We start from the raw sequence: 20,355 nt of genomic DNA on the forward strand, positions 1-20,355 counted from the left end.
GTGTGCCGGAACCAGCCATCTGAGCGCACGAGCGTACCAGCCGTAACGCCCGCCCGGCTTTGTGCCTGTCACCAAGCTGCCCCACGCACCGTTCCCCCCATACAAACACTCAGAAATCTTCCCCCTGCTTATTTTATGCAGATTCCCCGGGTTATCCGGGGTTTCCAGGATTTTCCTGAAATTACACCCCGAAGGCCACGGCCAGAACGGCCAGCCCGCCCCCCAGGAGCGCCGCCAGCCCGAACACCCCGCAGACCTTCACCTCGCTCCAGCCGGACATCTCGAAATGGTGGTGGATGGGAGACATTTTAAAGAGGCGCTTGCCGTGGGTGGCTTTAAAGTAGGACACCTGGAGTACCACGGACAGCATCTCCGCCCAGTAGACAACCCCCAGGGGCAGCAGCAGAACGGGCATATCCATGCCAAAGGCCAGGGCCCCCACCATGCCCCCCAGAAACAGAGAGCCCGTGTCCCCCATAAAGACCTTGGCCGGGTGGAAGTTCCAGATGAGAAAGCCGATGCACGCCGCCGCCGAGGCCACCCCCATGGCGGACAGCCCCACCATGGACAGCACCCCGCCGCACAGAGAGAGGGCCGTGAACACAAAGAAGCTCACCGTGGCCTCCAGGCCGTCCACCCCGTCGGTAAAGTTTACGGCGTTGGTCAGGCCCACAATCAAAATGGCCGCCAGGGGATAGTAGAAAAGTCCCAGCTCCACCGTGCCAAAGAAGGGTATCACCGTGGCGGTGTCGTCTCCCGAAAGGCGCAGCGTTGCCAGATAGGCCGCCGCCACCAGAAATTGCAGAACCAGCTTCTGCCGCTCTGTAAGGCCCAGATTCCGCTTTTTTACAATGCCGATGTAGTCGTCCATAAAGCCGATGGCCCCATAGGCCGCCGCCATGGCCAGCCCCCCGAACACCCTCACCTGCATCAGGCGGGTCTCGGGCCCGGACCAGCTGTAGAACACCGGCACGCAGGCCAGCACCGCCGCCGCGATGCCGATGATGAACATGATCCCCCCCATGGTGGGGGTGCCCTGCTTGTTCTTGTGCCAGCTGGGGCCCACCTCCCGGATGGTCTGCCCAAACTTCAGCTTGTGCAGAAAGGGGACCACGAAAAGCCCCAGCACAGCGGTGAGCGCAAAAGCGACCAGCGCCACCGTCAGGTATAGATAACTGCTCATTTCAAACCCTCTCCTCCTCTAAGGTCGTGGCACACGGCGCGAAGAACGGCGAAAAGACAGGGCTGGGTTTCGCCGTGTGTCATGAGTTTTCCTGCGGAAAACTCTGCCAAGCTGAGTGCGAAGCTCTCTCAGCTGGCCAACGTAAAAGTTTTGGTCGAGCTTTTTCAAAAGCTCGCGGTGGTTTGGAGGCGGAGCCTCCAAGGTCTTGCCCTTAAACACCTGAGAAGCGCAATTTTTGCGGGTGGTGAATAATAGGTTAACACTCGCTTCGCTCGGTTAACTATACAAGAGGGGTGCGGAGAGTTCATCTCGTGTAACGAGATGAAACTCTTTTGCAACTGAATAAAAAGCACCCCTGGAAACCGAAACCAGCCCTATCGTTTCGCCGTTCTGTGCGTCATGTGCCTAATCAAGATGCACATAGGTCTCGGTGTTCACCTCGGAGGCGAAGGTGAGGGTGATCACCGTGCCCTGCTTCACCTTGTCGCCAGCGGGCACGCCCTGAAGCGTCACCTGGCTGCCCTCGTCCCGCACGCCGTTCACGCTGATCTGCAGGCCGTTCACCGCCGCCAGGTAGCTGGCGTTCACCAGGTCGTAGCCGAAGAAGTCCGGCACCTCCACCATGGCCTCGTTCAGGTCGTAGCCGGAGGTGTACAGCACCACCTTGCCCTTCTTGGGCACCGTGGTTCCGCTTTCCGGAATCTGCTCCACCACCTTGTTGTCCCAGTCGCTCTCGTCCCCCACCACGTCATAGTAGAGCCCAAGCTCCCGGAGCTTCTCCTGGGCCTCGCCGATGGTGAGCCCCACCACAGAGGGAGAAACCATATCCAGCTGGCTGTATTCGTCCTCTGTGTACTGGACCTCTACCCCCAGATAGGGCAGCAGCTCCTGCATGATGGCGGAAAAGATGGGCCCGGCCACCGCGTTGCCGCCGGTGAGGTTGCCGTTCGCCTCCCCGTCCGGCTCGTCGAAAAACACCAGCAGGGCGTATTTCGGGTCCTCCGCCGGGGCGAAGCCGCAGTAAGAGGCGATGTACTCCATGGGCTTCGTGGGGTCCTCGTTGTGCTTTGCCACCTTCTCTGAGGTGCCGGTCTTGCCGCAGACCCGGTAGCCGGAGACATAGCCTCCCCGGGCGGTGCCCGCCATGGCGTTCTGCCGGAGGATATCGCTGATGGTCCTGGAGGTCTCCTCAGAGATCACCTGGCGGCGGTAGCTGGTGTCCGCGTTCTTGATGATATTGCCGTCCCCGTCCACAATCCGCCCCACCACATGGGGCCGCACCAGGTGGCCGCCGTTTGCCACAGCCGCGCAGGCGGTGATCATCTGGATGGGGGTGATGGAGAAGTTCTGGCCAAAGGATTCCACCATCAGGTCGGGGAGGCCCATCTCGCCCTCCGGGTGGTAGATGCTGCGGGCCTCGCCGGGCAGATCGATGCCGGTTTTCTCCGTGAAGCCGAAGGACTCCCGGTACTTGCAGAAGCGGTCGATTCTCAGCTCTGAGCCGATGTGCATGAACCAGGGGTTGCAGGAGTTGCACAGGCCCTCCCGGAAGGTGGTGGTGCCGTGGCCCTCCCGCTTCCAGCAGTGGATGGGGTCGTCCACGCCCTCCAGCTTGACCTGGCCGCTGCAGGTGAACTGGCTGTCCTCCTTGATGACGCCCTCCTCCAGGCCCATGGAGCCCACGCACATTTTATAGACGCTGCCGGGATAGTAGGTGTCCGAGACGCCCTTGTTCCGCCACTGGGTGGCAAGGGCCACGCTCTCGGCCTCGTCCCGGGCCTCGCCCTCGGGCAATGCCTCCACCTCCTTGAGCAGGTTCTGGTCCCGGATGGTAAAGGGGTCGTTGGGGTCGTAGTTGGGGCGGGTGGCAAGGCCCAGGATGCCCCCGGTGTCCACGTCCATCATCACGGCCACCGCGCCGCTTTTCACCTTGAAGCGCTCGATGCCCTCCGCCAGGTATTTTTCCAGCACGCTCTGGACCGTGGTGTCGATGGTGAGCACCAGGTCATAGCCGTTTTCCGCCTCGATCACCTGCTCGTATTCAAAGGGCATGTCGGTGCCAAAGCCGTTTTTCGCGGCCACCAGCCGTCCCGCGCTGCCGGAGAGCTCACTCTCGTAGTAGAGCTCCAGGCCGTCCAGGCCCTGGTTGTCTGCCCCCGTGAACCCCAGCACATTGGAGGCCACGGAGCCGTATGGATAGTAGCGCTTGTAGTCGTCAATCAGGCGGATGCCGTTGTCAATATTATGTTCCAGCTTGAAATCGTTAATGCGGTCCCGGACGTCGCTTTCGATTTTTCGCTTGATTACCGTGTAATAGGAGCTTCTGTCCCCGGTTTTCTCATAGAGCTCGGCTTCGTCTAGGCCCAGAATCTCTGAAAGGCCCGAGGCCACCGTGCGCCGCAAGCCTTCTTCCTCTGCCAGATAGGCGGGCTCCAGCACCACCGTCCACACGCTGGCGCTCTGGGCCAACACCTTGGTTCCCGTGGCGTCATAGATGGTGCCCCGCATGGCGGGGAGGGTTGTGCTGCGCAGGCTCTGCTCCATGGCCTTGACGCTGAGCTCCTCGCCCCGCACCACCTGCCAGTGGAACAGGCTGGCCGCCGCCGCGCCGAAGCCCACCAGAACCAGCGCCACCGTGAGGCCCATGGCCTTTTTTCTGATTTTTTCCGCCGAACCCTTCGCCATACCGCGTCCTCCCGGGTTTTTTAGAAAATAAGAGCCAAAACTGGTTGGCTCCTTAAGGTCGTGGGCCACAAGAGTTCGCGAAGCAAAACTCATGGCACATGACGAAGCTCAGCTATCTCGTCCCGCCATTCCCGGCGTCAGGCACCCCGCTCGCATTTTGCGGCCTGCCGCAAAATGGCCGTGGAGAAACGGGCAAAGCCCGTTTCTCCCGGCGGTTCGTCCGAAGGACGAACCCGAGCGGGGCGGATGCCGGAGAAAGCCCGCAACGAACGTTCGCACCCAGCTTAGCAGAGTTTTCCGCAGGAAAACGGAAAGATAAACTGAGCCGCGCGAGTGTTTATCTTTTTGTCACTACCGCGAAACCCAGCTTACTCCTCGCGCCCCACAAAAAAATCCTCGATCTATCTCTATTCCATCCGCTTCCCGATTATTACCCCGCGAAGCAGCTTCTGATCCACGCGAAAAACTGGTCCAGCCAAGAGCCGCTGTCGATCTCCTGCACCACGGTGCCCTTGTCCTGCTGGGCCACATGGAGGTACACCACCTGGGACCCCAAGAGCTTGCCCATGCCCAGCTGCTGGGTGGCGTAGTCCTCCACCTGGGCGTCGGTCATTTTCTGGGCCGCCTGCATGGTCAGCTGGACCTCCAGGCTCTGGGCCTCGTCCAGCTGGGTCTGCGTGGTGTTGATCTCCTCCGTCAGCTCCGTGAGCTGCACCTCGCTGTATACCGCCCCGATGCCCGTGGCAAATACCACCGCAAAGCATAACGCGCCCGCGATCATCCGCAGGGGGCTGTGCTTGGGCCTGGGCTGCTTTTCCGGCTCCTTCTGGGGCTTTTGTTCCGGCAGCTCTACGACATTTTCTCTTCGCTGAGGCTGCTCCTCAACCTGTGGCTGCAACACCGCCGCCGTGTCTTGGTCCTCAAACAAAGAAAAATCCAGCGCCCCGTTATGATATGCCATGGTAATTCCTCCCCACCGGCCCCACTGGCCGGTATCAGATCGTAAACAAACTCGAAAGCCAGCCAAGTTGCTTTCAAGTCTGGCAGCATAGCCGCCTGGTTCAAAAGAAGTTTTGATTCTTTCAAACTGTAACTATACGTCCTAACTCCCCACAGCCCGCCGCTTGCGGACCTGCCCGGTATTTTCTATTCCCGCCGGGCCCTCTCAAACACCCTCAGCCGGGCGCTGCGCGCCCTGGGGTTTTCCGCCGTCTCCTCCGGAGAGGGCGCCACCCCTTTTTTATATACCAATCTGCCCTGGGGCTTTTTCCCGCACACGCACACGGGAAAGTCCTTGGGGCAGGTACAGCCCTGACACCACTGGGCCATCCGCCGCTTCACCAGCCGGTCCTCCAGGGAGTGGAAGGTGATTACGGCCAGCCGTCCCTGAGGCTTCAGCAGGGAAAACGCCCCCTCCAACCCTTCTTCCAGCCGGTCCAGCTCCCCGTTCACCGCGATGCGCAGGGCCTGAAAGGTCTTTCTGGCCGGATGCCCCTCTCCCCGCCGGACCGCCGCCGGAACGGAGGCTTTTATGATCTCCGCCAGCTGGACCGTGGTCCGGATGGGGGCTTCCTCCCGGGCCTTGCAGATTCCTGCCGCGATGCGCCCGGCGCTTCTGTCCTCCCCATACCGCAGGATGATCCCCGCCAGCTCCCCCTGGGAAAGGCTGTTCACCAGGTCCGCCGCCGTGGGCCCCTCCTGGCTCATGCGCATATCCAGGGGCGCGTCGTAGTGATAGGAAAAGCCCCGGCCCGGGTCGTCCAGCTGGTGGGAGCTGACCCCGATGTCCAGCAGGATGCCGTCCGCGCCGGAGATTCCCCGCTCCTCCGCAAGCTCCGCCATGTTTCCGAAGTTCCCCCGGGCGAACTCCACATTGGGAAAGCCCGAGAGCCGCCGGGAAGCCGCCTCTATGGCGTCCGGGTCCTGGTCGATGGCCAAGAGCCTTCCCCGGCCCTCCAGTCCCCGCAGGATCGCCTGCGAATGCCCGCCGCCCCCCACGGTGCCGTCGATGTAGTCGCCGCCGGGACGCACCCGCAGGGCCTCGATGGTCTCCCGAAACAGCACGGGCTTGTGTTGAAATTCCATTGGGGCTCCTTTCCCGGCCGCTACAGAGCCAGCAGGTTCATGGATTCTTCGATGTTCGCCTCGGTCTGGCTGTCATTGTAGGCGGCCCACCGGGCGGTGTCCCAGATCTCGGCCCGAACCGCCGCGCCGATGACGGTCACATCCTTTTCCAGGCCCGCGTGCTCCCGCAGATTGGGGGGGATCAGGATGCGGCCCTGCTTATCCGGCTCCACCTCTGCGGCCCCGGAAAAGAAATACCGCTGGACGCTTCTGCCCTGGGCCAGGGGCATGGCGGAAACCTTCTCCACCAGCTTGTCCCACTGGGCTTGAGAGAGTACGAACAGGCAGCCATCTAGGCCTTTGCACACGTAGAACTTGTCCCCCAGGTCCTCCCGGAACTTGGAGGGCACCGTGACCCGGCCCTTCTGGTCCATATTGTGCTGGTATTCGCCTGTCAGCATCTCCCTTGGACCTCCCCCTCACGACCGTGGGACTCTGTCCCACACCCTGCAACCTTTGAAAAGGTTGACGAAACTTTTAACCACTCCTCGTTTCACTCGTCGTGAACGTTTTGAGGTTTTCGACCAGCTAACCAGGGTAAAAGTTTTGGTCGAGCTTTTTCAAAAGCTCGTGGGAGTTTGAGGGGTGAGTGTCTGCCAGGGGCAGACAAGCTACGAACCGACCGAAGCGACAGCTGAGACCCAACGCCCTCAAGATCTTGCCCTTAAACACCTGAGAAAATAACGCAGGAGGGTAGCATAAACGTCCCGGTGGGACGTTTTGCGTAGGGGACCCTCGTCGGGGGTCCTCTATCCCGGCTGCGGAGCAGACGGGACAAAGGCGCTGGAAACCGGAACCAGCCAGCTCCGCGCGCCCCGCACGCGCTGAAATGCGCGCCGGGCCATGTTCCATCTGGCCGCGCCCATGGGCCCACACGGCCCCCTATCATTCTCAAGAGCCCGGGACGAAGCATTTGCCACTTTCGCAACACTGTCTCCCCCTGCGTGGCACTTTTACCCACTTTCTGCCACTCAGTACCATTAGTATACCACCGATCCCCCCCTAAATCAACCTAAAAATCTCGCGGAACCCCGCCTGGCTCTAGGCTCGAAGGCTTGTTCGACCTCATTTGGCGGGAACAAAAATTCCTCTCGCTAGATTTAGCAAGAGGAAACCATTCTTTTTACTATTATTGTCTGTTTCTCACAGTTTTCTGGCCTTATATTTGTGAATTGCGCTGCGAGGCCTTAATATTCTGCCTGGTTTTGCGCAATTCGGTCAAACTTTCCGAGAGGGATTCGTCTGTCCGGCGCATCAGATCGTCCACATAATCGCTGCTGGCCTTGCGCATTTCCTTGAACTGAGCCTGGGCCTGGGCCAGGATTTCGTTGGCCTTCTGCTGGGCCTGACGCACCACCTCCTGCTGGGCCACCAGGGCCTTGCCCCGCTCTTCGGCGGCGTGGACAATGTTTTCCGCCTCCCGGTTGGCCTCGTTGATAATTTGGCCGTGCTCTGCCACAATGGTCTTGGCCTGGCTGATCTCCTGGGGAAACACGTCCCGGATATCGTCCAGGATGGCGCGGATCTCCTCGCTGTCCACCAGCACCTTTCCAGAGGAAAGAGGCATCTTCCAGCCCTTGTCCAACACGTCGTACATCTCGTCGATCAGGTCCTCGATGGTCGCTTGATTATTGCTCATGATAATCTTTCCCTTTCCGAAATCAGTTTGCCGGCTGGCAGAGCCTGCCGCGAATGGCCTCCAGGATACACGCGGGCACAAAATGAGAGATGTCTCCCCCAAAGCCCGCCACCTGCTTCACCATGCTGGAGCTTAAAAACATATGCTCCGCGCTGGTGGAGAGAAACATGGTCTCCAGCTGGGGGTTCAGCTTTTTATTGGTGAGGGCCTGCTGGAACTCATACTCGAAGTCCGTCAGCGCCCGAAGGCCCTTGACCACCACCACAGCCTGTTTCTGCCGGGCGTAGTCCGCCAGAAGCCCCTCCACCCGGTCCACCTCCACATTGCCGATTCCCTCGGCGGCGCAGACCTTTCGGAGCATCTCCATGCGCTCCTCCACAGAGAAGCTGTAGCGCTTGTCCGGGTTCACGGGCACCGCCACGATGATTCTGTCAAAAATCTTGCTGGCCCGGCTGATAATGTCCAGATGGCCCAGGGTCACCGGGTCAAAGCTGCCTGGGCACACCGCTGTTTTCATATGCTCCGTCATTGTGTCTGCTCCTTCTCCCCGTTCTGGGACGGCTGCTCCTCCGCCCGATATACGCTCAGGGCCGTGCGGCCATAGCGGTGGATTTTCGAGAGGGCGAACCGCCCCGCCCCTTCCGGCGGCTGCTCCCGGCTGCCGTGCTCGCAGACAATCACTCCGCCGGGGGCCATTTTCTCCGCCGTGAGGGCCAGGGCCTCCGAGAGAAGCCCCGCCTCATAGGGCGGGTCGATATAGGCCAGGTCAAAGCGGCCACGCTCTCCCCGCAGGAAGCCCCGGAAATCTCCCGGGACCACCCGGGCCCGGTCCTGGAAGCCGGCGGCCTTCAGGTTTTTTTCCACCACCCGGATGGAATCCCGGCTGGCGTCCACAAAAACCGCCTCCCGGGCCCCCCGGCTGAGAGCCTCCAGCCCGATCTGTCCGGACCCGGCGAAGAGGTCCAGGAAGCGCCGGCCCTCCACGCCGAACTGCAAAATATTAAAGAGGGCCTCCTTCACCATATTGGTGGTGGGCCGCACCTGCTCGCCCTCCAGGGCCAGCAGTTTTTTCCCCCGTCTTGAGCCTGAGATAATTCGCATAGGATTCCTTTTGGTTGGTTTTTGTTTTATGGTATGGGGGCCTTTTGGGCCCGAAAACGCGTCCAGATTTCAATGGGCAAGGCGCGCGTTATGGCTGGTACGCTCGCGCGCTCAGCTGGCTGAGAGCGGAAGAGCTCCACACATTGGCCGGTCCAGCGGGCCTTACGCTGGCGCGGGTGTGGGCCGCGCAGGCCCACGACCTTGCCCTTAAACTCATGAGAAAATAACGCGGGAAGATAGGGAAACAGTCCGGTGGACTGTTTCCCGCAAGAAACCCACGTATGGGGTTTCTTGTTTCGCTTTGCATCTGCAAAGCGAACGAAAGGCTTGCCCGCCACACAAGGCTCGCTGGTTCCGGTTTCCAGGGCGCTTTTTCTCTTGCAAAAAGCGCCCTCTTTGCGCAATTCTTGCGCAAATTCACCCGCAAAAATGTGCTTCTCAGGTGTTAAGGTCAAGGTCAAGACCATGGGACCGCTGCCCCACACCCCGCAACCTTTGAGAAAGGTAAGACTTCGTTTCACGAAGTCTACGAAACATTTTACGTTGGCCAGCTGAGTGCGTTTCCGGGCATGACGAAGCTCCGCTATCTCATTTCACCATGATTGGCATCATGTGCATTATGCCATTTTCCCGGGCGAATGTCAACCTTTTGCTGGAATTTCCCCGGTTTTTCCTGGATTTTCCCCGGTTTTCACCTCTTCTTCCCCATGAAAATGCTCAAAAACCCGCTTCGCCGCCGGTTTCGTCATCCCCGGAGCGGCCTCCAGTTCTTTCAGGTCCGCTTCCGCCACCGCAGAAACCGTCTTGAAGTGCTTCAGCAGGGCCTTGGCCCGGGCGGGGCCCACCCCCTCGATGGAGAGAAGGGTGCTGGAAATGGCCGACTTTTTCCGCTGCTGCCGGTGGTATCCAATGGCGAACCGGTGCACCTCGTCCTGGATGGTAGAGAGCAGGGTAAAGGCCCGCCGGGTGGAGGTGATGGCGATCTCCCCCCCGGACAGGGCAATGGCCCGGGTGCGGTGCTTGTCGTCCTTCACCAGGCCGTAGAGGGGCGCGCCCACGCCCATCTCCTGCAGAACAGGCTGCACGGCGTTCACGTGCCCCTTGCCGCCGTCCAGCAGAATCAAGTCCGGCATCCGGCCGAAGCCCTCTCCGTCCCCCTGGGCCTGGTGAGCCCGGTACTCCTGGAAGCGCCGGCGGATCACCTCCCGCATGGAGCCGTAGTCGTCCTGGCCCTCCACAGTCTGGATCTTGAACCGCCGGTAGGCGGACTTCAGGGGCCTGCCGTTCTCGAACACCACCATGCCCGCCACGTTCTCCCCGCCTTGCAGGTTGGAGATGTCGTAGCACTCAATATAGGCCGGGGCCTTCTCCAGGCCCAGAAGCCGCCGCAGCTCGTCCAGTGCGGAGGCGTCCCGGCCGGAGAGGCCGCTCTGCTGGGCCAGATTCTCCGCCGCGTTGCTCCGGCACATCTCCACCAGCTGCCTCTGGCTCCCCTTCTGGGGCACGTTGATCTTCACCCCCCGGCCCCGCTTCTCCGAAAGCCACCGGGCCACCAGCTCCTGGTCCTCCACGGGCCCATCCATGGTGAGTACCGGGGGGATTCGGTCCCGGATGGAGTAGTACTGCCGCAGAAACTCGGATCGGGCCTCCGGATCCGGCTGGCAGCCCTCCGTGAGGAAGCTCTCCCGGTCGCTGAGCTTTCCCCCGGTGAAGCGGAACACCTCGAAGGCCGTCTGGCTCTCCCCCTGGGCCAGGGCGAACACGTCCTGCTCCTCCACCCGGCTGGCCACCACCTTCTGCCGGTCCTTCAGCTTGTTGATGGCGTTGATCCGGTCCCGCAGCCGGGCCGCCCGCTCAAAGTCCAGGGCCTCCGCCGCCTGCTCCATACGCTTTTCCAGCTCCCGCACAGAGGTGCTGCTGCCGCCCTTCACAAAGTCCAGGGCCTGCTGAAAGGCCTCGTTATAGTCCGCCTCGCTGATCCTCCCCCGGCAGGGGGCGCAGCACTGGTCGATGTAGAAGTTCAGACAGGGGCGGCTTTTGCCGAAGTCCTGGGGGAACTTCCGGTTGCAGTCCGGCAGGCGGAAGATCTTTCGGGCGGCGTCCACGGTCTCCCGGATGGACCAGTAGCTGAGATACGGGCCGATGTACTTGGCCCCGTCATCCTCCACCTGCAAAACGGCGGAGATCCTGGGCCAGCTGCCCCCGCTGACCCGGATATAGCAGTAGCCCTTGTCGTCCTTCAAGAGGATGTTGTACTTGGGCTGGTGCTGCTTGATGAGGCTGCTCTCCAGCACGAAGGCCTCGAACTCGCTGTCCGTGAGGATATACTCGAACCAGTCCACGTTGGACACCATCTTGCGCACCTTGGCGTCGTGGTTTTTCTCCGACCCGAAATACTGGCTCACCCGGTTCTTCAGGGCCTTGGCCTTGCCGATGTAGATGATCTCCCCGGCCTGGTTGTGCATCAGGTACACGCCCGGGGTCAGGGGCAGCTGCATGGCCTTGCGGCGCAGCTCCCGCTTTTTTTCCTGGGGGTCCATCTCTCCCGCCTCCTTTCTGAAATCAAGAAAAAAGCACCGCCATTACGCGGTGCCTTTTTGGTGCAGTTTACTCTGCGAAGCCGGAATTCACCAGTGCTACCAGCGCGTCCACAGCTTCCTGTTCATCAGAGCCGTCTGCAATTATACGAATGGTTACGCCGCCTACGATGCCAAGGCTCAACACTCCAAGCAAGCTCTTGGCGTTCACCCGCCGCTCCTCTTTCTCTACCCAAATAGAGGATTTAAACTCGTTGGCCTTCTGAATAAAGAAGGTTGCCGGGCGGGCATGCAATCCGACCTGATTCTGGACCAATACTTCCTTTGCGCACATGTACATTCACTCTCCTACAGAATTTTGAAATCGCCGTTCGGGCTTTGGAAACCTAGAGTCTGTTCTAAAACCTTAAAAAGCCGCCTTCGCGTCCAAAACGGACGGCTCCCTAAAAAGGTCAATCAAAAGGGCGGCGTTGTTTTCCAGGGCCTTTTCTGGGATCCGCCGGGCCTGAGACGAAGCGCCGGCTTTTTCTCCGGTTCTAAAAAAGACTCTACTGTCCTTCGAAAGACTTCAAAGAACCTTGGAAATTAAGGTAATTATACCATATTTCACGCCGCCGTCAACAAGTTAATCTCATTTTCGTTTGCATGAACAGAGTATGAATTTGTTTTTATCCGCAAATTGTGCGGGTTGCATAAGACTGTGGAAAGTTTTTGACATTCTCGTGTCCGAAAGGCCCCTTCTCTTCCCACATATGGTATTCTTCCCCAGTTTTGCACTACATATTCCTAGCCCTTTTCCTTTTTCTGGGCGAATTTAGCCAAAAGATCCGGCCGGTTTTTCTCTGTTATCGTGAGGGATTCCCGCCTTCTCCAGGCCTCAATCTCCCCGTGGTTCCCGCTTAAGAGGATTTTGGGCACGGCGCGGCCCCGCCAGACCTCGGGCCGGGTATACTGGGGATACTCCAGCAGCCCGGAAAAATGGCTCTCCTCTTGGAAGCAGCTCTGGTCGGAGAGCACCCCGGGCAGCATCCGGCTTACCGCGTCCGTAAGGATCATGGCGGGCAGCTCCCCGCCGGTAAGCACATAGTCGCCCACGGAGATCTCCTCCGCCTGGTACTCGTCCAGAAGCCGCTGGTCCACCCCCTCGTAGTGGCCGCACAGCAGGGCCAGGGCGGGCAGCTCCGCCAGCTCCCGGGCTTTTTGCTGGTCCAGCACCCGGCCCCTGGGGGAAAGGTATACCACGCAGGGCCTTTGCCCCAGATGCTCGGAAAGGGCATCCAGGCCCCGGGCAAAGGGCTCCGCCGCCAGAAGCATCCCTTTCCCGCCGCCGAACACCGTGTCGTCCACCCGGCCCCGCCGGTCCGGGGAAAAGTCCCGCAGCTGGTGGCAGCAGACCTGTAAAAAGCCCCGCCGCCGGGCCCGGCCCACGATGCTGTTTTCCAGGGCTGGGGGAAACATCTCCGGGAACAGGGTGAAAATGTCGATACGCATCAGGCTTCCTCCCCATCGCCGTCGAAGATGCCTGGAATGGGCAGCAGGGCGATCTCCCCGGCCTCCAGGTCCACCCGCTTTATCATATGCTTCACCGCCGGGAAAAGGTACTCCCTCTCTCCCTTCACGATGCGGTACACGTCGTTGGCGGGGGTGTTCAGCACTTCGGCCAGGGTCCCATATTCCTCCCCGGTGACGCCGTCCACGGCCCGCAGGCCAATGAGGTCCTGGAGGAAGAACCGGCCCTCTTCCAGGCGGATCTCCTCCCGGTCCAGCCAGAGCACCCGGCCCCGAAGGGCATCGCCCTTCTCCACAGTGTCCACGCCCTCCAGGGTGACCAGCAGCCGTCCCTTATGGACACGGGACCCCACAAGGCCCGCCGGACGGCGTCCCTCTTCGTCAAAATAGAACTCTTTCACTTGGCGCAGAAATTCCGCCGAGTCCGCCCAGGGCTCCAAGCAGAGCTCGCCCCGCACCCCGTGGGTGCGCACAATCTTCCCCGCTTCCAGATATCTCTTCATGGCTCCCTCCTAAGATCGTGGCACACGGCGCGAAGAATGGCGAAAAAGTAAAGCTGGGTTTCGCCGTGTGTCATGAGTTTCCGCCCCAGCCGTGAAACGGCTGTCTTTTGCTACGCAAAAGTCCGGCGAAAACTCTGCCAAGCTGGGTGCAAACGCACCCTGCCTCCTCACTTCATTCGTCGTGAACGCTTTTATTGTTTCGCCAAGCTAACCAGGGTAAAAGTTTCGTCCACCTTTTCAAAGGTGGTAGGGTGTGCCTTAGCAACGTCCCACGGTCTTGTCTTTGACCTTAACACCTGAGAAGCGCAATTTTTGCGGGTGGTGAATAATAGGTTAACACTCGCTGCGCTCGGGTTCGTCCGAAGGACGAACCGCCGGGGAAACAGGCAAAGCCTGTTTCCCCACGGCCATTTTGCGGCTTGCCGCAAAATGCGAGCGGGGCGGATGCGACAAAGGCCAGCTCGGTGCACTGTATCCCAGCCAACTCGCCCGCCCAGCCTTGTGCCCTTCATTCAGCCATTGGGCAAGCCACGCCCCCATATAATATACTTTCTGAAGGATAAATGGCTACGCACACAATCCCTCAAAAAGTATCGTTACCGCAAAAGCATAGCAAAAAAGGGCTACGCGGAACCGCGTAAACGCCCTTTGCCTGCGCCAGAGCCCGCTTTTCAACAGGCTCAGTCGATCTCCACCATAATCTTCATGTCGTTGCGGGTGGCGGCGGCGCGCATCACCACGCGGATGGCCTTGGCGATACGGCCCTGTTTGCCGATGACCCGGCCCATATCATCCTCCGCCACATGGAGATGATAGACGGTCACGCCGTTTTCCCCCTCTTCGCTGGTGACGGAGACCTCCTCGGGCTTCTCCACCAGCCCAGAGGCGATGGCTTTTAAAAGATCCTGCATTGTCTTTGTCCTCCTTCTTTTTAGAAGTTCTGAAGTTTTAGATCACGCCGTGCTTCTTGAACAGGTCCCGCACCGTGTCTGTGGGCTGGGCACCGTTCTCGATCCACTTCTTGGCCTTTTCGGGGTCCAGCTTTACCACGCTGGGCTCTTCCATGGGGTTATAATACCCAATTTCCTCGATAAAACGCCCGTCCCGGGGGAAGCGGGAATCCGCCACCACGATGCGGTAGAAGGGGTTTTTCTTCGCGCCCATGCGGCGCAGCCTGATTTTTACAGCCATTGTTCTTACCTCCATAATAGTAGTTTTTCTATGAAAAGGGGCTTTCCCTTACTCAACTTGGATTTCATCATAGGTCCCCAGCTCTGTGAGAACCCCCAGCATGGCCGGTTTTCGCTCTCCCGTCTCCGGGTTGCCCCGGGACCGGATATTGTAGAGATAGCCTTTGGGACCATAGCGGCCTCCCTCATACAGCGCCGGATCCATGGCCACGTTCACCACCTTCAGGCAGAGGACCACATTCCGGTCCCCTGGCTCCAGCTCCCGCTCCCAAAGGCAGCGGCACTCCAGGCTCAGGGGGCACTCCGCGATCCGGGGGCGTTCACCAGCCTGGAGGGCTCGGCGGTCAAACCCGCCGCCGCGATCTCGTCCTCGTCCCAGCCGTTGTGCTGGATGGTGCGCATACATTTATGAAAACTCTCCGCCGTGGGGAAATTCACCGCCAGCTCCCCCGCCTCTCTGGCAATCTGAATAGAGATGGCTGCCTTTGTCCACCCCGGCGAACAGCATATGGTCCCCGTGCATGGCGCACCAGGACTGCATGGTCACATTGGCCTTGCCGTTTAGCTTGTATCCTGTCACCGCAACCAAAGGAGCGGGCACCGCCGCCACATACTCCTGCCAGGCGGCGAACCCGAACAGCCTGCCCTCATCGACGGCCTCTGGGCACTGCGCGAACTCTCTTTTCATGGGAACTCCTTCACCAGCTTTCGCAAATACACGGTACTGCCGTCCGGGTCCCGAAAGCTCATATTCACCGCGCCCCAGGGACGCTCTGTGGGCGGCTCGATGATCTCCGCGCCCAGCTCCAGCACCCTGGCGTAGGCCGCGTCCATATCCTCCACGGTGAAAGCCAGCACCGCGTTCCGGCCCTCAAAGGGACCTTCGGCCCACATCACCGCCAAAGCGGTCTCCTCTGTGAGCACAAACTGATGCTCGGGATCTTCCCTGTCCCCGCCGGGCTCCACACCCAGCAGCTTCCGATAAAACTCCGCCAGCCGGGGCACGTCCCGGGTCAAAAGGCACACCTCTCCAATCCTCACAGCGCCCTCCTAAAACGGCATTCCGCCGCCCATGCCGCCCAGATTGCCCAGGCCGCGCATCATCTTTTTGCCCTTCTTGCCGCCGAACTGCTTCATCAGCTTCTGGGTCTGCTTGAACTGGTTCAATAGGCGGTTCACGTCCTCCACCTTCTGGCCGCAGCCCGCGGCGATGCGCTTTTTCCGGGAGGCATTCAGCACGTCCGGATGGGAGCGCTCGTAGGGGGTCATGGAGAGGATGATGGCGGCGGTGCGGTCCATGATCCGGTCATCAATGTCCATATCGTCCAGCTTGCCGCCCACGCCGGGCAGCTTCTGGAGAATCCCCTTGATGGGGCCCATTTTCTTCACCTGCTGGAACTGCTCCAGCATATCGTTCAGGTCCAGCTTATTGTGCATCAGCCGCTCGGCAGTTTTGGCGGCGGCCTTTTCGTCCAGGCGCAGCTGGGCGTCCTCGATGAGGCTGAGCACGTCGCCCATGCCCAGAATCCGGCCGGCCATCCGGTCCGGGTGGAACACCTCCAGGCCGTCCAGCTTTTCCCCGGTGCCCGCGAACTTAATGGGCTTGCCGGTAACGGCCTTGATGGACAGGGCCGCGCCGCCCCGGGTGTCGCCGTCCAGCTTGGTGAGGATGACGCCGGTGATGTCCAGCAGCTCGTCGAAGGTTTTGGCCACGTTCACCGACTCCTGGCCGATCATGGCGTCCACCACCAACAGCACATCCGTAGGCTCTACGGCCTCCTTCATCCGCCGGAGCTCGTCCATGAGCTGCTCGTCAATTTGCAGCCGGCCTGCCGTGTCGATGAGGACGTAGTCGTGGCCGTAGTCCCGGGCGTGGCGCACGGCCTCTCTGGCGGTCTCCACGGGATCCTGGGTCCCCCGCTCGAACACCGGGGCCCCGGCCTTCTCCCCCATGACCTGGAGCTGCTTGATGGCCGCCGGGCGGTACACGTCTCCGGCCACCAGCAGGGGCCTGTGCCCCTGGCTCTTCAACAGATAGGCCAGCTTGGCGGCGTGGGTGGTTTTGCCCGCGCCCTGCAGGCCGCACAGCATGACGATGGCCGGCGGGCGGGCGGGGCTTTTCAGCCGCTCCTCGCTGCCGCCCATCAGGGCGGTAAGCTCCTCGTTGACGATCTTGATCACCATCTGGGCGGGGGTGAGGCTCTCCATGACCTCCGCGCCCACGGCCCGCTCGGTGATCTTCCCGGTGAGCTCCTTGGCAACTTTATAGTTGACGTCGGCCTCCAAAAGGGCCAGACGCACCTCCCGCATGGCTTCCTTTACGTCCGCCTCGCTCAGCTTGCCCTTGCCTCTCAGTTTTTTGAACGAATTGCTCAGCTTCTCCGCCAAGCCTTCAAATGCCATCTTGCTCCCTCCCTAAGACCGTGGGGCGTTGCCCCACACCCCACAAACTTTTTGAAAAGAAGTTTAAGACGTTACCTTCGGTAAGTCTCAAAAACTTTTACCCACTCCTCGCTTTGCTCGTCGTGAACGTCTTACGGAACAACATTGACCGGTCCAGCTGGTCTTAAGCTGGCGGGGAGTTTGAGGGGTGAGCGTCTGCCAGTGGCAGACACGCCGCGAACCGACCGAGCCGGCAGGCGAGACTCGCGTAGCCCTCAAGGTCTTATCTCTTGACCTTAACCTCCTGAGAAAACAACGCAGGAAGATAGGAAAACAGTCCGGTGGACTGTTTTCCGTAAGAAACCCTCGTCGGGGGTTTCTTATCCCGACTGCAAAGCAGGCGGGACAAAGCCCTTGGACCCCGGAATCAGCCAGCTCTAAGCGCAGTATCCCAGCCAAAAGCTCCCGCCCGGACTTGTGCCCCGCAATCCGCTCTCGCGCGCACCCACGCGCCCATATAAAAACTCCCGTCCTTATCAGCGATCTCAGAGATCGCTAGTCCCTGTCAGCGATCTCTTGGGCATAGGCCAGAATCCGCGCGGCGTTCTCGTCGATCTCCGGCACAGCGCCCCCCTGGGCGTTCAGCTCCTGGATGTTCAGGGCGCAGTCGCAGATCACGGCCAGAGTGCTCTGCATGTCCTGGAAGCGCCGGGCAAGCCCCAACCTCTCCTCCATTTCCAAAAGCTGCTGCTCCGCCCGCTTGATAGAGTCCCGCACGCCCTGGCGGCTGATGTCCCGGTCCCCGGCGATCTCGGAGAGGGACATGTCCTGGTTATAGTAGGCGTCCACGGCCTCCCGCTGGGTTTCGGTGAGCATGTCCCCATAGAAGTCCAGCAGATAGGAGATTTTCAAATCTTTTGCCATGGCCACCCCTCCTCGCGCCGCAATCTGTAAAGGGTATATCTTTACACCAAATGATTATACACTGTCCGGCGACGTTTGTCAACAGGAAATCTCAGAAAAAATATGTAACGACATAGAGGCTTGACAAAGCCGGAGCGCCTTGGTATAACAAGTATAGAAAAAGCACTGCCAATAGACGGCTGGCCCGGTTTACGTTACTTTTTTGCTTCCTTGAGTGCCACGACCACAAGGGCCAGCAGCATTGTCATGATCGATAACAACTCAAAGTCACTCATCAGCTTGCCCTCCTTTCCAGTCGATTCCCCTTCGGGTTTCTTATGTAATCAGAAGGCCAACCGTCCACTCAGGGCAGCGGTTTACTATAAAAGCCGCACCAACAGGAATTTGAATGCAGAGAAAAAGCCCGCCACAAAAGGCGGGCCTTCTCAATGTCTACATCTCCATCCCAGCGTAGCTTTCCTGGAGGATCCGACAGGAGGCGTCCATCTGCTCCCGCTCCTCCCCGGTGAGCTGCAATTCCAGCACCCGGTCCACGCCATTGCCATTGACAATGCAGGGCACGCCGGCATAGACGCCCTTCTGGCCGTACTCCCCCCGCAGCCGGGCGGAGACCGTGAGCACGCTGTTCTCGTCCCCCAGAACCGCCCGGCAGATACGCACCAGGGCCATGCCGATGCCGTAGTAGGTGGCGTTTTTCGCCTCGATAATCCGCTGGGCAGCGTCCCGTACCTCGCCGCTGAGGCGCTGCATCTCTTCGATCTGGTATTTCCCTCCGGACTGCCCGCACACGTCCAGTACGGACTTGGTGGCGATCATGGCCTGGCTCCAGGGCACGAACTCGCTGTCCCCGTGCTCGCCCATCACATAGGCGTGCATGTTCCTGGGGTCCACAGAGAAGTATTCCCCCAGAAGATACCGCAGCCGGGCGGTGTCCAGGGTGGTGCCACTGCCAAAGACCCGGTTGGGGTTGAAGCCTGAGAGCTCGTAGGTCACCCGGGTCATGATGTCCACGGGGTTTGTGGCCACCAGGAACACGCCCCCGAAGCCGGAGCGCACCACCGGCTCGATGATGGACTGGAACACCGCCGCGTTGCGCTTGAGGAGCTCCAGCCGGGACTCGCCGGGCTTCTGGTTCACCCCGGCGCAGATGACCACGATATCCGCGTCCCCGCAGTCGGCGTACTCGCCCGCGTAGATTTTCATGGTGGAGCTGGCAAAGGCCACCCCGTGGTTCAGGTCCATGGCCTCGCCCTGGGCCCGGCGCTTGTTCACGTCTACCAGCACCATCTCGTCGCAGAGGGAACGGTTCAGGGCGGAATAGGCGAAGCTCATGCCCACCATGCCCGCGCCCACCAGAACGATTTTCCGCTTATTATTGCACATTTTGATTCCCCGCCTTTCTCAATTGATGTGCTTTATTCTCCCCGAAAAACCAGCTTTTATCACAAAACATCTTCCAGAATTTGTGAAATTTCTATTGACAAGTCTCTCGCAAGGTGGTATGGTGGACATAACAGTATGAGGGGAAAGTATACAATATCACTTAAACGAATCCCAAAGGAGGCCTTTCATGATCCTCAGCGCCAGCCGTCGCACCGACCTCCCCGCCCACTATTTTCCCTGGTTTCTCCGCCGCCTTCAAGAGGGCTTTCTGCTGGTGCGCAACCCCATGAATCCCCGGCAGATCAGCCGCGTGGACCTGTCCCCCGGGATCGTGGACGGAATCGTTTTCTGGACCAAAAACCCCATCCCCATGCTCTCCCGCCTGGACGCTCTCCAGGGTTATCCCTACTATTTCCAGTTCACGATCACCCCCTATGGGCCGGAAATCGAGCCCGGGGTGCCGGACAAACGGGAGCGCGTCATCCCCGCTTTCCAGCAGCTTTCCCGGCAGATCGGGTCCCAGCGGATGATCTGGCGGTATGACCCCATCTTCCTCTCTTCTGCCTACACCTGGGATTTCCACCTCTCCCGCTTTCGGGAATACGCCCGGCTGCTGGCCCCCTATGCCCGGGAATGCACCATCAGCTTTCTGGACTACTACCGATGCATGAAAAAAGCCGCCGCCCGGCTGGGGCTGGAGCGGCCCTCGCCCGCCCGGCAGGCCGCTTTCGCCCAGGAGCTGGCCTCCATCGCCCGGGAGTATGGCCTGCGGCTGACCGCCTGCGCGGAAGAGCTGTCCCTGGCCCTCTATGGCATAGAGCCCGCCCGGTGCGTGGACAGCCGCGTCTTTTCCCAGCTCTTGGGGGTCCCCCTCTCCGTCCCCAAGGCCAAAGGACAGCGTCCTCACTGCGGCTGCGTGGAAAGCGTTGACGTGGGCGCGTACAGCTCCTGCCCCAACGGCTGTCTCTACTGCTATGCCAACCACAGCCCTTCCGCCGCCTCTCCCGCCCACGACCCGAGTTCCCCTCTGCTTCTGGGCCACCCGGGCCCGGAGGACCAGATTGTCCCGCGGCAAGCCCGCAGCTGTGCCAGCGCCCAGCAAAGCCTTTTTAACCGTTAACCCCTATTGACATTTCCCGAGAAAATAGGGTATAATAAGTTACAATAAATTTCCTGCCGGGGGATGGGTGTTTGG

The 20,355-nt window shown here is 60.3% G+C and carries 22 protein-coding genes; 1 reads left to right on the forward strand and 21 read right to left on the reverse strand.

Annotated elements, in window-relative coordinates:
- Positions 1-181: 181 nt before the first annotated feature.
- The 21 genes from mraY to D7X94_RS01775 all read right to left on the reverse strand — a co-directional run bounded on the left by mraY (position 182) and on the right by D7X94_RS01775 (position 19,160).
- Positions 182-1,183 carry a phospho-N-acetylmuramoyl-pentapeptide-transferase gene (gene mraY / locus D7X94_RS01675; RefSeq protein ID WP_120425944.1) on the reverse strand — a complete coding sequence of 334 codons (1,002 nt, stop codon included), beginning with the start codon at positions 1,181-1,183 and terminating at the stop codon, positions 182-184.
- A gap of 405 nt (positions 1,184-1,588) precedes the next feature.
- Positions 1,589-3,868, reverse strand: a complete 2,280-nt coding sequence (locus tag D7X94_RS01680; protein WP_120425945.1) for a penicillin-binding transpeptidase domain-containing protein — start codon at positions 3,866-3,868, stop codon at positions 1,589-1,591.
- A 430-nt stretch (positions 3,869-4,298) separates the two neighbouring features.
- A complete protein-coding gene (locus D7X94_RS01685; protein ID WP_120425946.1) occupies positions 4,299-4,829 on the reverse strand; it encodes a cell division protein FtsL in 531 nt (176 codons plus the stop codon).
- A 185-nt stretch (positions 4,830-5,014) separates the two neighbouring features.
- Entirely contained in the window at positions 5,015-5,953 is a 939-nt protein-coding gene (gene rsmH / locus D7X94_RS01690) for a 16S rRNA (cytosine(1402)-N(4))-methyltransferase RsmH (protein ID WP_120425947.1), read from the reverse strand.
- A 20-nt stretch (positions 5,954-5,973) separates the two neighbouring features.
- Positions 5,974-6,393: a division/cell wall cluster transcriptional repressor MraZ gene (gene mraZ / locus D7X94_RS01695; protein WP_120425948.1), complete on the reverse strand. Its 420-nt coding sequence runs from the start codon at positions 6,391-6,393 to the stop codon at positions 5,974-5,976.
- Positions 6,394-7,151: 758 nt separating this feature from the next.
- Complete coding sequence (locus tag D7X94_RS01700; RefSeq protein WP_120425949.1) at positions 7,152-7,631, reverse strand: ATPase; 480 nt, start codon at positions 7,629-7,631, stop codon at positions 7,152-7,154.
- A 22-nt stretch (positions 7,632-7,653) separates the two neighbouring features.
- Positions 7,654-8,148 (reverse strand): pantetheine-phosphate adenylyltransferase, encoded by a 495-nt coding sequence (gene coaD / locus D7X94_RS01705; protein ID WP_120426018.1) that lies wholly within the window; start codon positions 8,146-8,148, stop codon positions 7,654-7,656.
- 8 nt (positions 8,149-8,156) lie between these two features.
- The gene (gene rsmD, locus D7X94_RS01710) at positions 8,157-8,732 is read right to left on the reverse strand and encodes a 16S rRNA (guanine(966)-N(2))-methyltransferase RsmD (RefSeq protein ID WP_120425950.1); all 576 of its coding nucleotides are present in this window, start codon (positions 8,730-8,732) and stop codon (positions 8,157-8,159) included.
- 26 nt (positions 8,733-8,758) lie between these two features.
- Positions 8,759-9,199 (reverse strand): hypothetical protein, encoded by a 441-nt coding sequence (locus D7X94_RS01715; RefSeq protein WP_147401640.1) that lies wholly within the window; start codon positions 9,197-9,199, stop codon positions 8,759-8,761.
- Between the two features lie 174 nt (positions 9,200-9,373).
- On the reverse strand, positions 9,374-11,272 hold the full coding sequence (uvrC, locus tag D7X94_RS01720) for an excinuclease ABC subunit UvrC (protein WP_120425952.1): 1,899 nt from the start codon (positions 11,270-11,272) through the stop codon (positions 9,374-9,376).
- 67 nt (positions 11,273-11,339) lie between these two features.
- On the reverse strand, positions 11,340-11,603 hold the full coding sequence (locus D7X94_RS01725; protein WP_120425953.1) for an HPr family phosphocarrier protein: 264 nt from the start codon (positions 11,601-11,603) through the stop codon (positions 11,340-11,342).
- Positions 11,604-12,055: 452 nt separating this feature from the next.
- Positions 12,056-12,760, reverse strand: coding sequence for a tRNA (guanosine(37)-N1)-methyltransferase TrmD (gene trmD / locus D7X94_RS01730; protein ID WP_120425954.1), 705 nt, complete (start codon positions 12,758-12,760; stop codon positions 12,056-12,058).
- Positions 12,760-13,281 carry a ribosome maturation factor RimM gene (gene rimM / locus D7X94_RS01735; protein ID WP_120425955.1) on the reverse strand — a complete coding sequence of 174 codons (522 nt, stop codon included), beginning with the start codon at positions 13,279-13,281 and terminating at the stop codon, positions 12,760-12,762. Before rimM ends, trmD begins: the two co-directional genes overlap by 1 nt.
- Before the next feature lie 680 nt (positions 13,282-13,961).
- A complete protein-coding gene (locus tag D7X94_RS01740; RefSeq protein ID WP_120425956.1) occupies positions 13,962-14,192 on the reverse strand; it encodes a KH domain-containing protein in 231 nt (76 codons plus the stop codon).
- 37 nt (positions 14,193-14,229) lie between these two features.
- Positions 14,230-14,472, reverse strand: a complete 243-nt coding sequence (gene rpsP, locus D7X94_RS01745; RefSeq protein ID WP_120425957.1) for a 30S ribosomal protein S16 — start codon at positions 14,470-14,472, stop codon at positions 14,230-14,232.
- Positions 14,473-14,520: 48 nt separating this feature from the next.
- Positions 14,521-14,877, reverse strand: a complete 357-nt coding sequence (locus D7X94_RS01750) for a hypothetical protein (protein ID WP_120425958.1) — start codon at positions 14,875-14,877, stop codon at positions 14,521-14,523.
- On the reverse strand, positions 14,878-15,159 hold the full coding sequence (locus tag D7X94_RS01755) for a hypothetical protein (RefSeq protein ID WP_120425959.1): 282 nt from the start codon (positions 15,157-15,159) through the stop codon (positions 14,878-14,880). It abuts the gene before it with no gap.
- Complete coding sequence (locus tag D7X94_RS01760) at positions 15,156-15,512, reverse strand: VOC family protein (RefSeq protein WP_120425960.1); 357 nt, start codon at positions 15,510-15,512, stop codon at positions 15,156-15,158. The genes D7X94_RS01755 and D7X94_RS01760 overlap by 4 nt, the downstream gene beginning before the upstream one ends.
- Positions 15,513-15,521: 9 nt before the next feature.
- On the reverse strand, positions 15,522-16,874 hold the full coding sequence (ffh, locus tag D7X94_RS01765) for a signal recognition particle protein (RefSeq protein WP_120425961.1): 1,353 nt from the start codon (positions 16,872-16,874) through the stop codon (positions 15,522-15,524).
- 534 nt (positions 16,875-17,408) lie between these two features.
- Positions 17,409-17,777 (reverse strand): YlxM family DNA-binding protein, encoded by a 369-nt coding sequence (ylxM, locus tag D7X94_RS01770; RefSeq protein ID WP_120425962.1) that lies wholly within the window; start codon positions 17,775-17,777, stop codon positions 17,409-17,411.
- A gap of 432 nt (positions 17,778-18,209) precedes the next feature.
- A complete protein-coding gene (locus D7X94_RS01775; protein ID WP_120425963.1) occupies positions 18,210-19,160 on the reverse strand; it encodes an L-lactate dehydrogenase in 951 nt (316 codons plus the stop codon).
- A gap of 187 nt (positions 19,161-19,347) precedes the next feature.
- On the opposite strand from D7X94_RS01775, the gene D7X94_RS01780 reads away from it, so the two are divergent.
- Complete coding sequence (locus D7X94_RS01780) at positions 19,348-20,280, forward strand: DUF1848 domain-containing protein (RefSeq protein WP_120425964.1); 933 nt, start codon at positions 19,348-19,350, stop codon at positions 20,278-20,280.
- Positions 20,281-20,355: the final 75 nt, after the last annotated feature.

Source organism: Acutalibacter sp. 1XD8-33, from assembly GCF_003612555.1.
Lineage (GTDB): Bacteria > Bacillota > Clostridia > Oscillospirales > Acutalibacteraceae > Acutalibacter.